This is a genomic window from Streptomyces sp. PR69, assembly GCF_026420845.1.
GTDB lineage: Bacteria > Actinomycetota > Actinomycetes > Streptomycetales > Streptomycetaceae > Streptomyces.
The window spans coordinates 1-10,847 of the sequence record NZ_JAOWCB010000063.1; the positions used below are offsets into that span (position 1 = coordinate 1).

Annotated in this window: 6 protein-coding genes; 5 read left to right on the plus strand and 1 reads right to left on the minus strand. The window is 68.0% G+C overall.

The window, feature by feature from the left end; all coding sequences use genetic code 11:
* A partial coding sequence (locus tag OF819_RS28635; protein WP_416370650.1) for an RHS repeat domain-containing protein occupies nucleotides 1-4,137 on the minus strand: 4,137 nt, incomplete at its 3' end.
* A 754-nt stretch (nucleotides 4,138-4,891) separates the two neighbouring features.
* Between OF819_RS28635 and OF819_RS28640 the strand changes: the two genes are divergently transcribed.
* From OF819_RS28640 to OF819_RS28660, 5 genes are all read left to right on the plus strand, one after another.
* Nucleotides 4,892-8,044 (plus strand): DNRLRE domain-containing protein, encoded by a 3,153-nt coding sequence (locus tag OF819_RS28640; protein WP_267246564.1) that lies wholly within the window; start codon nucleotides 4,892-4,894, stop codon nucleotides 8,042-8,044.
* A 380-nt stretch (nucleotides 8,045-8,424) separates the two neighbouring features.
* Complete coding sequence (locus tag OF819_RS28645) at nucleotides 8,425-8,961, plus strand: DUF6879 family protein (RefSeq protein WP_267246565.1); 537 nt, start codon at nucleotides 8,425-8,427, stop codon at nucleotides 8,959-8,961.
* Nucleotides 8,945-9,802: a helix-turn-helix domain-containing protein gene (locus OF819_RS28650; RefSeq protein WP_267246566.1), complete on the plus strand. Its 858-nt coding sequence runs from the start codon at nucleotides 8,945-8,947 to the stop codon at nucleotides 9,800-9,802. Before OF819_RS28645 ends, OF819_RS28650 begins: the two co-directional genes overlap by 17 nt.
* A gap of 102 nt (nucleotides 9,803-9,904) precedes the next feature.
* Nucleotides 9,905-10,138 carry a DUF397 domain-containing protein gene (locus OF819_RS28655; RefSeq protein WP_267246567.1) on the plus strand — a complete coding sequence of 78 codons (234 nt, stop codon included), beginning with the start codon at nucleotides 9,905-9,907 and terminating at the stop codon, nucleotides 10,136-10,138.
* Nucleotides 10,139-10,234: 96 nt separating this feature from the next.
* Nucleotides 10,235-10,738, plus strand: a complete 504-nt coding sequence (locus OF819_RS28660) for a hypothetical protein (protein WP_267246568.1) — start codon at nucleotides 10,235-10,237, stop codon at nucleotides 10,736-10,738.
* The last annotated feature ends 109 nt before the right edge of the window (nucleotides 10,739-10,847 follow it).

A 10,847-nucleotide genomic window follows, 5' to 3' on the forward strand; every position in this document is an offset into this window, starting at 1 on the left:
TCCCTTCCCGCCCGGCAAACTGTCGTACGTCCACTTCGCCACCAGCGGACCCGCCGCCGCGTCATCGCGGAGTTCGGTGATGCGGCCCAGGACGTCGTACGCGGTGTACCGGCGGCGGTCGTAGGCGTCGGCCGACCAGACCTTCTGGTCCAGGTCGTTGTAGCCGAAGGAGGCCGCGCCCATGTCGGGGTCCGTGGAGCCGGTCAGCCGGCCGCGTGCGTCATGGGTGTACGTCCACTTGTTGCCGTTGGGGTCGTTGACCTGGGCGAGGTGGCCGCGGGGGTCGTATGTGTAGTGGGTGTCGCGGCCCTCCGCGAGCGCGGTGTCCGTGAAGTGGCGAACGGTGGTGGTACGCCCGAGCGTGTCGGTGGTGGTCTTCACCGCGCGGCTGCCGGACAGCCGCGTGACCCCGTCCGGGGCCATGCCGGTGCGCGTGAGCGTCCACTCGCCGCCGTACACGGTGGCGGCGGAGGTGTCCGCCGTGCCGCGGTGCAGGGTCGTCGTCTTGACCGGGCGGCCCAGTCCGTCATACGCCGTCTTCGTCGCGTTGGGGATCTCGAAGACGGACTGCGGGACGAAGATGTCCTTGGACGGCTCGCCTTTGGCCAGATAGCCGTTGTTGGTCTGGGCGACGGTGCCGTTGGCACTGTAGAGCGTGTCGGTGACGATGCGGCCGCCGCCGAGCGCCTCGCTCTGCGTCTGGCGCGGGCGCAGCAGACCGTCGTAGATCGCGACGGAGTCCTCGTACGTGCCGTTGTCGCGCAGTACGCGCGAGGTGACGGCGGGCGGCTGGTCGACGCCGATCTGGTACTCGAAGACGTACGCGGCCTTGTCCGTGCCCTGGGTGCGGGAGGGCGTCCAGACACCGGTGGTGCGGCCGAGGCCGTCATAGCTGAAGGTGACCTTGCGGCCGTTGGCGTCAACGGCGGAGAGGACCGTGCCGCGGCCGGGGTCGGTCGCGGTGGTCGCGGTGTGCCCGGCGGCGTTGGTGACGGTGACCGAGAACGCCGTCCCTGCGGCGGGGGTGTACGCGGTGGAGGTGGCGTTGCCGGCCGCGTCGGTGACCTTGGTGGGGCGGCCCAGCGCGTCGAACGCCGTGCGGGCGGAGGTGATCCAGCCGGAGCCGTCGCCCTGGACGGTGTCCACCTGGTACGGCAGTCCTCTGGAGGGCTCGGCCCCGAAGGCGTTCAGCGCGTCGTACGACGTACGCGCGTCGGAGATGACGTCGTCGCCGGTCGCCGAGGCGGCCTGGGAGCAGTCGCCGACGGTGGCGCGCACCCGCTGGGGCAGGCCGATCAGATGCTTGCCGGTGTTGTGGACGTACGTCGTGGTCGTGCACTTCTTGTCGCCGGCGACCGGCGTGCCCGAGGCGTCGGGCGTGAGCGTGTGGCTGTAGGTGGTGAGCGGCAGGCCGTATGTGGCGTCAAAGGAGGTGACGGAGCGGACCGTGCGCTCATGGCCGGTGCTCATCGTCTCGGCGGAGTCGGTGCGGGTGATGCCGGTGCGCCATGCCTCCAGGGCGGGCAGTCCGTCCGCGCGGGCGCGCGTGGCGGTCTTCTTCGCCCAGGGCTCGTTCACGGTGCGGGAGACGACGGTCCCGCCCGCCTTGGTGTAGACGATTTCCTCGGCGACCCGTCCCTGGTAGGCGAGGAGGTCCTCGCCCAGCGCCGTGCCCTTGGAGTCCTCGACGGTGACGGCGGCGCGGCCCGCGTCGCCGGACATGCCGCGGAAGTAGCGGGTGCGGGTCTGGGACTGCTCGGTGGCGTCGGCCTGCCCGGCGCCCGCGGTGACGCCGCGTTTGACGACGACGGAGGCGTACCCGCGCCACTGGCTGTAGGTGCGCCGGTCGGGCTTGGAGAACTCGTCGGTGTCCTTGGCCCAGGCGGCGTCGCCTTCGTAGGTGTACGAGGTGACGACGTCCGGGCGGCGCGCGACGCGGTCCTTCTCGATGACCCGCTCGACGACGTACTTGTTGAACCACTCCGTCTTGGGCGTCTCCAGATCCGGGTCCGGGGACCAGTGGACGGGGAAGCAGCGGGTGGTGTTGGCCGCCGGGTCGGGGCTCGCGCCGATCGCGCAGGGTGCGGAGTAGTCGACGTAGATCTCGCCGCCGGTCTCGGTGCGGATGGTCTCCACGCGCAGCCGGTCGAAGTCCGGGGTGGGGTCATCGGCGGAGCGGGCCACCCGGTTGGGCATGTCCTCGGCGTTGGGGAGGAAGGTGACGGGCGGCAGGGAGAGGGACTCGCCGTCGACGCCGTATCCGGTGCGGCTGATGGAGTCCAGCCAGAGCGGCGGGTGGGTGTCGGTGCGCTGCTTGGGGAAGGAGTGGTCGAGCGTCCAGACGTCGGCCTTGGACAGGGCGGTGGAGCCCTCGGTGCGCTGCGCGTAGGCAGTGACGGACGTCAGGCGCTCACGGGACCAGAAGGTGGGCGAGGAGACATAGCAGTTCTTCGCGTCCGAAGCGCAGTGCAGGGTGGAGGGGGTGTCCCACCAGGGCTGCTTGTCCTCGTAGTTCTTGGAGGTGAACTCCTCGTCCGAGCAGGCGGTCGTGCCTTCCTTGATGCAGCGCTGGTCGGCGGTGAAGACGACCTTGCCGGCCGGGTCGCCGTCGAGGTTCCCGGCGCGCAGGCCGTACAGGATCTGGGTGGGGCGGCCGCCGCGCACGTACGAGACGTGCTTCTTGTACTTCTGGTTCCTGGCGTAGTGGTTGGTGTCCTTCTTCCAGTCGACGACCATGGCGTTGCCGTGGACGTCCTCGACGTAGTCGAGGTTCCAGCGCCAGGCCTGGGTGCAGAAGGAGTCGGCGTAGGCGGTGGCGTGGCACGGCTCGCCGGAGTGGTTGCCTGCGACGGGGACGGTGAAGACGGAGTTCGTGGGCGCGGTCCGGCCGGTCAGCGTGTGCTTGCCGAACCAGTAGCGGGTGCCGTCCCTGGAGGTGACGACCCAGTACTCGCCGTCGTACGCGCCGGTCTGCGCGGCCTTGTCGGCTCCGCTCTTCGCCTTGTACTCGACCTTCGCGCCGTCGTCGTTGGCGGGTATCCACTCGCCGGTGGCGTCGTCGTGGACGAGTTCCGTGCTGCTGCCGCCGAGCGACATCACGACGGCGTCGGACGACCAGCAGAGGTCGGACTTCTTCTTGTCGGTGGAGTTGTCGTTGTTGGGGGCGCCGGTGGTGCTCTTGCGGTCGTCGGAGCAGGTGCGGTAGCGGCGCTCGATAAAGCCCGGGTGGTAGTCCCAGCCGTCGCCGATCCAGGACGCCTGGCCGTTGGCGACCGACGTCTTGCCGTCGACGGCCTGCGAGGAGTAGGTGAACGCGATCTTCGGGGCGGGGCCGGCCGGGGGCGCGGGGACGGCGAGCGGATACGTCCATACGAAGCCGCCGGAGGAGCCGCCGGCCGACCAGGTGCCGCTCGGCGCGAGGTCGGTGGCGCGGTAGGTGCCGCCCGCACCGGACGCGGAGTCGGTGGCGGCGAGGACGACCGGGCCGCCGCCGGACTGGGTGGTGACGCCCTGGGTCTGCGCGGCGGCCGGGTCGACGGTGGCGCGCACGGTCTCCGCGCCGGGGTCGTTCTGGCTGGGCACCTCGGTGGCGGCGGTGCACTCCTCCAGCTCGGGGGTGGTGAGGAAGCACTCGGGGAGCTGGGTGAGTTTGAGGCGTGAGGACCACTCGGTGCCGTACAGGTCCTCGAAGGTGTCGTAGTCCAGCTCGACGTCGACCGGCGTGGAGCCGGTGGCCGGGGGCGTCACCTTGATGATCGCGCCGTCCACGTCGGCCTCTTCGGTGGAGGTGCGCGGCTCGACGGCGACGTCCCAGGTGCCGGAGGGCGCGGGCGGGTCGGGCTCGGTCTCGGTGGGGGACGCCTTGCCGATGCTGACGGGGAGGTCGCCGGCCTGGACGAGGTCCTCGCCCGCCGTGTCGAGGGCCACGCTGGCGGTGCCGCCGGCCGGGGGCGCGACCTCGACCGGGTTGTACTCGGCGGGGGGTGTGAGGTCGCCTTCCCAGCCTTCGAGTTCCGCGGCCTTGGCCGGATCGAGTTCGGCCTTGGGCTCCTGCTGAAGGTCCGTCAGGGCGACGTCGATGCGGGAGTCGGACGGCGGGAGCGCCCATGCCTCAAACGGGAGCAGCGTCACCGCCATGACGAGCGATACGACGGTGCCGGTGCTGCGGATGCCGCGCCGCCACCTGGAACCGCTTCGCGCACGAGCGGAGCCAGGTGTTCTGCATCCGGGCATACGGAATGGATTCGCCGGGACTGACGACGGCATGTGAACCCCCCACATCCGCTGCGAGATTGCCGCGCCGGGCGGCTCGCAGGGAATTGACAAATAGCCCGCAGATTATGCGGGCCGCGCTCACGGAAAATCCACAGCGCACATGGATCAGTGACCTTGATCACAAGCTTATGTGCGGCTGTTCTGCGCAGTGCATGACACAGTCGTCAAAGGGGGGTGAACAAGGGCCATTTTGCTCACTTTTCAGGAACCGTAACTAGCCCTGATCGCGGGACTAATTGGGGCATACTCATGTCTGCATTGCGGCCTGATGGGTGTTTTTGCCGCACACTTTCCTCCGGCCGGGATTCCGCGGCCTTCTCCGGTGCTCAGAGGAGAACGGGCATGGCGGGCAGATGGTTCCGGCATGCGCAGTCGCCGAACGGCGTGACGGGAACGTGAAGATGAGTCATGCTCTGCGGGCACAAAACCGCGAAGCCATCATCCAGTGGCCCGAGGGGGGAGAGGGATAGTGGACGACGCCTCAAAGGCAGCCTCAAAGGCACTGGAGAAGTCGGATCAAGCGGACGGAGCGATGTCGCGTGATTCCGGTTCAGGTCCGTCGGTGAAACGGCGCGCGATCGCCGTCACTGCTGCGTTGCTTGCCGCAATTATCGCTGTGCCGCTGGGAGTTCACCTCAGCGGCGACGACGGCGACCGTGCCGGGAAGCGGCCCGCGAGGACCGAGGCCAAGGCGTCCGGGCCGCTTGACGCGGACGAGGCGATCCGGCGCGCCAAGGAGACCGGCGAGGACGTCGAGGTGACCGCTGAGCACACCGCCGACTCCACGACGTGGGCGCAGCCGGACGGTCTCCTGCGGACCCGGATCTACAGCGACACCATCCGGGCCAAGGGCGACGACGGCAAGTGGACGGAGATCGACACCACGCTGCGCCGTACGGAGCGGGGCTGGTCGGCGACGGCCGTGAACGATCCGGTGACCTTCAGCGCGGGCACGGCGGAGGGCACGGCGGAGGGCTCGGCGGCGGGCGCGGCGGCAGGCTCGGCGGCTGGCGGGGAGCGCGCCTCCCGCGGCGGCGTGGTGCGGGCGTCCCTGACGTCCCTGACCGCTCCGGCCGCTGCCGCCTCCCCGGCCGGCCCCGCGGACTCGCCCGTCTGGAGCGAGCTGGTGCGGCTGAACACCGGCGGCCACGATGTCGTCGTGAGCTGGCCCGGCCCGCTGCCGGAGCCGGTCGTCGAGGGGCCGCGCGCGCTGTACCCGTCCGTGCGCCCCGGCATCGATCTGCTGCTCACCGCCCGCGACAGCGGCTACTCGCATCTGCTGATCGTCCACACCAAGGAGGCCGCCGCCGATCCGCTGCTCGACGAGCTGGCGTACCGGCTGTCCTCCCCCGGTCTGACGTTCCGGCTCGACGAGGAGTCGAGTGTCGTCAGCGCGGTCGACGAGAGTGGCGAGGAGCTGGCGGCCGCGCCCACGCCGTACGCCTGGGACTCGGCCGGGAAGCCGGCCGTCACCGAGGGCGAGCCCGCCCGGGCCCCGAGCGCCGTGCACGACAGCTTCAACCTGCCCGGTCTGGCGGGCCCGCAGCCCGGCACGCATGACGCGGTTCTCACCGCCGAGCTCCAGCAGGACGACATCCTCTCGCTGGGCGCGCCCACTTCGCTGCTGACCGGCGCCGACACCGCCTTTCCCGTCTTCATCGACCCGTCGTTCAAGGGGCACAAGAAGAACTGGACGCTGCTCTATGCGAAGCACGCGTCCTCCAGCTTCTGGAACGGGCAGAACTACAACGACGGCACGAACGAGGCGCGCATCGGCTACGAGTCGACCACGGGCGGACTCTCGCGCTCCGTCTTCACCTTCGACACCAGTGACTCCAGAATGCAGGGCGCCACGATCACGGACGCCAAGTTCCGTGCCCTGCAGACGTACTCCTGGGGCTGTGCGAAGCGCAGGTACAACCTCTATCTGACCGGTTCCATCTCCAGCTCCAACACCTGGAACAAGCAGCCCTATTGGGGAAGGTTCCTGGACGAAGAAACCTCCGGCCACGGCTATAAGTCCGGCTCCTGTCCCGACAGCTGGGTTGCCCTGGACATCAAGTCAGCGGCGCAGGAAGCAGCGGACAAGGGATGGAAGACCCTCACCCTCGGGCTGCGTGCCGCCAGCGAGAGCGATGCCAACTACTGGAAGAAGATCCAGGCCAATGGAGAGAACTCGCCGTATGTTGAGATCTCCCTCAACCGCAAGCCCCACCGGCCCGCCAATCTGTCCATGACACCCGGTCCGGGCTGTGATCTGACCAGCCCGTACGGGGTGGTGGGCAAGTCCGATCTGACGTTCCGCGCCAAGGGCTACGACCCCGACGGCAATTTGAAGTCCCTGCGCTGGTCTCTGTGGCCCTCCGGGGACTGGGCCAACCGCATCCAGCTCCCCGACTCCCCCGTCAACAGCGACGGATACGCTGCTGTCGAGGTCCCCTGGACGAAGTTCGCGCACGGCAAGACCTACTCCTGGATGGTGCTCTCGCTCGACGCCGAGGGAGCCGCCTCGGCCCTGTCCCCGGGCGGCGGCGAACCATGCCGGTTCACCGTCGACCAGGTGGAGCCGCCGGCGCCCGTCGTGTCGTCCGCCGAATTCCCGGAGGCGGACGAAGGCGACAGCATCTGGTCCACGGTCCGGTTCGGTCAGTCGGGCACGTTCGCGGTCACAGGCGGCGGCAGTGACACGGTGCGATACGAGTACAGCATCAACACCAACCACTTCCATCTGAGTGCCACCGCGTCCGCCGGGGAGGCCGTGCTCAGTGTGCAGCCGCCGCAGTCCGGGCCCAACGTCCTGTACATCAGGGGCGTCGACTCGGGGGGCAACCTGTCGCTCCAGAGCGCGTATCGCTTCAACGTGCTGCCGCGTACGGGCGTGGACGCTCCGGGCGACACCACCGGCGACGGCCAGCCCGACCTGCTGGCGGTCACCGGGACCGGCCGGCTCATGGCGTACGCCGGCGACGACGGGGACATCCACCACGGGCTGGACGCCTCGTACAGCACCGAGACGGGCAATGCCGTCCCCACGCCCGACGGCTACTGGACCGATGCGCTGATCACCCACCATGGCGACTGGTTCCACGGCGACGGCGTCCAGGACCTGGTCGCCCGGATGAAGGACGGCGAGCTGTATGTGTATCCGGGCGACGGCTACGGCAGCTTCGACGTCTCGAAGCGGCAGCGGATTCTGCTGCCGCCGAACGCGCCGGCGTCCTCCGGGCTGACGCAGATCCTCTCCGTCGGCGATGTCGACGGGGACGGGCTGCCGGATCTGTTCGCCACATACGGCGCACAGCTGTGGATCGTCTCCGGGTACAGCGGCGGCAGTTTCGCGGCTGCCCACAAGATGACCGACAGCGCCTGGGACGGCCGTGACCTCGTCCTCGTCGGGGATGTGACCGGCGACGGCACGGCGGACATGGTCTACCGCGTCCACTCGGAAGGAAAGCTCTACCTCCGCGAGGGCAAGCCGGACGCGGACGGCTCGGGGACGGACATCCTGTCCCTCGGCCTCGCCTCGACGTCCCGCACCGGCAGCGACGCGGTGTACGGCAGCAGCGGCTGGGGGCCCACGTCGATCCCGCTGATCGCGGGCACGCCGGACGTCGACGGCGACTCGATCCCCGACTTCTGGACGCTGTTCTCCGACGGCAAGGTCTACCTCTACCCGGGCGGCCCCAGCTGGCACGGCACCCGCCGCCTGGTGATCAGCGGCGACACCGCCGAGGGCACGAACTGGTCCCGTCCGGTGGCGCTGGGGTGAGCCTGGCGGTGTGAACGCGGGACAGGCCGGGGAGTCCGACAAGGACTCCCCGGCCCTCTCGCGTAGGGCCAGTGTCGAACCCACGGCTCTATGCGACTACGTGACTGGACTGCGGGCCGCCCTTGTGGCGGGGGTGTGACCGTCCGTAGCTTTGCTGCCCATACAGACCAGAGGGGTCTCAGTGGGCGAACTGCGGGTGATAGCTGGTGGGCCGTGCAGGAGCGGCGACGACGACAAGTGCGGTAACGGCGACTGCCCTACCGTGTATGCGACGCCGGAACCCGGCATATTGGCGATCCAGGGGTACGACACGGCTCACCCGACGCCCCATGGCGAATCGGTCGTGTTAATCCCGGAAGACATCCTGAAGGAGGCGGCTCGTGTCCGTGGATGGTTCTAGCCCCGTACTCCTCGAAGGCAACGAGTGGAAAGCCTACTTCCGCAACTTCAAGCACTCCGCCTTCCGGCTTGAAGTACACCAGACGTACACCATGCCCGCCGAAGCTGATTCGTTCCGCGACTTCCTTTCCGGAGCCCAGCGGCCGGAGAGCTTCAATGCACCTTGGCACCAGACGATCAGAGAGCACACGGCGGCCGGGCGGACGATGGTCCGAGCCAAGGTCGTGCGCCGACCGCTGACGCCGTACAGTCGTTATCTGTTCGAGTGGGGTATCCCTGGCAATGTCGCAGCCGGGGAAGACTACCAGATAGTCGATCTGACCGACCGGACAAATCCCGGACTTCCGGAACAAGACTTCTGGATGTTCGACGAATCGACCGTCGTCCACCTGAACTACCGCCCCGACGGAACGCAGATCAATCGAGAACTGATCCAAGAACCGGACATCGGCAAGTATCTCGCGTGGCGGGATCTCGCCCTAGAAAGTGCTGTGCCATTCAGTGTCTATCGAACCTGAAACACAAGCACGGGAGCGGAAAGACTTGGCGGAGGCCCTGCGGGGTCTCCGCCGCGCTTCCGGCCTCAGCGGTGAGCGCCTGGCGGTTCGCTGCAACATGAGTCAGACAAAGATCAGTCGCATTGAGACGGGCCGCGCACTTCCCACGGTTATCGATGTCGAGCGAATCCTGAAGGCACTTGCTGTACCTGACGAGGTTGCCGACGAACTCATACGGCTGGCACGCAGGGCGAATGTAGATTACGCATCCTGGCGCGCATATGCGCGCGTCGGCCTCTACCACAAGCAAGCCGAGCTGAAAGCGCTTGAATCCTCCTCGCATGTGATGCGACACTTCCTGCCAGCAATCCCTACCGGCCTCCTGCACATTCGTGAATACGCCGTCGCAACTCTGTCCCCTACGGTGGACAGCGATCCGGCCAGGAACGTTTCCAGAGCTGTGCAGGCCCGCATGGACCGGCAGGCCATCCTGGACGACGCGTCTCGCTCCTTCTGGTTCCTGATGACTGAGCAGGCCGTGAAATGGCAGCGAGCGAGTCCCGGAGTCATGGCAGCGCAGTGTGCGCACATGGCAGACATCAACGAAAAGCCCAACGTCAAGATTGGGATAATCCCGCAGGGGGTGCAGTTTCCGGGCATCCCCATGAACATCTTCGTCGTCTACGACGACCGCCTTGTAACGATCGAACTGTTCTCCGGTGAAGTCATCCTGCGCGACCCCAGGGACATCAATCACCATCTGAACCTTTTCGAGCTTTTCTGGTCGCACGCCCTCTCAGGTGATGCCGCTTCAGCGTTTCTCAATGAGACGTCAGAGACTTTTATGCGTCAACGCAACTAGCTCTTCCTCCGGTTCTGTCAGCGCCTGATGATGGATTCACAGCGAGCGAGAAGAGGTACCCGGCCGCACTCCGGCCGTGGAACAACTAGAAGGGGCGTACCTATGCAGAACGGAATCGACCTGTACACGCGCAACACCACTGGGGTGGAGTTCTCCCGAGCCTGCGGCGGCAATACACACCCGGACGGCGAGTCGTGTGTGACGCTCGCGAGGATCGGCGCGAATGCGTGGGCGCTGGGTGACAGCAAGCGGCCCGGCATGGAGCCCTTGCGGTTCACCACGGCCGAGCTGGACGCGGCCGGTATCGATCCCGCGCGCTTCGGCCTGTCGGCCTGACCAGCCTCTGCCTCCGGCCGGTCTTCGCGCTCCCTTCCGGCGAGGCGGGGACCGGTCGGGCCTCAGTTCCCTGAATTCTCTGAAGAGGTACGGCCATTGCACCACCATGGGTACCTGTGGACCGGTCCCAAGCAGCGATTCGACGAGGAGGCCCTGCGGCGGCCTCCGCGCACCGGTCCGCCCGCGGCCGACAGCAATCCGGAGCTGATCCAGCGGTACAGGGATGTGAAGGCGGAGTTCCCCACAGTGGACCTTCCGCCGCTGGAAACGGCGTGCTGGCTGGTCAAGCCGCGCACACTGGTTCGTGGTACATGGGAGGAACCGAAGGAGGCCGCGGTGTGGCTCGGGGAACGGCTTGCGCTGTACGCATCCCGGTTCGCTTCCGACTCGGACCGGGACAGCACACGGCTGGGGACACTGGTCGATTCCGCTGCCGAGCGGCTCGGCTGGGGCGGCGACGTATCCCACGGGTTCTACCTGGAACGGCCTTCGTTCTTGTCCCTGGCCCTGGTGTGCTGTTCACCCAATCGTGCAGCGCCGGAGCTGGACTGCCCGCTCCGAGCCGGCCAGCCGCCGGACACGGGTGTGCCGGGCCGGTAGACGCCGCGCGTATGACGTCCTGGGTCGTGTCACGGAGTTGCGTGATGACGCGGCGGCGGGTCCGCTGGTGGCGAAGTGGACGTACGACAGTTTGCCGGGCGGGAAGGGT

Excerpts from the sequence above, each read along its gene's own strand:
- OF819_RS28655 (WP_267246567.1), top strand. The coding sequence starts at position 9,905 with ATGCAGAACGGAATCGACCTGTACACGCGCAACACCACTGGGGTGGAG.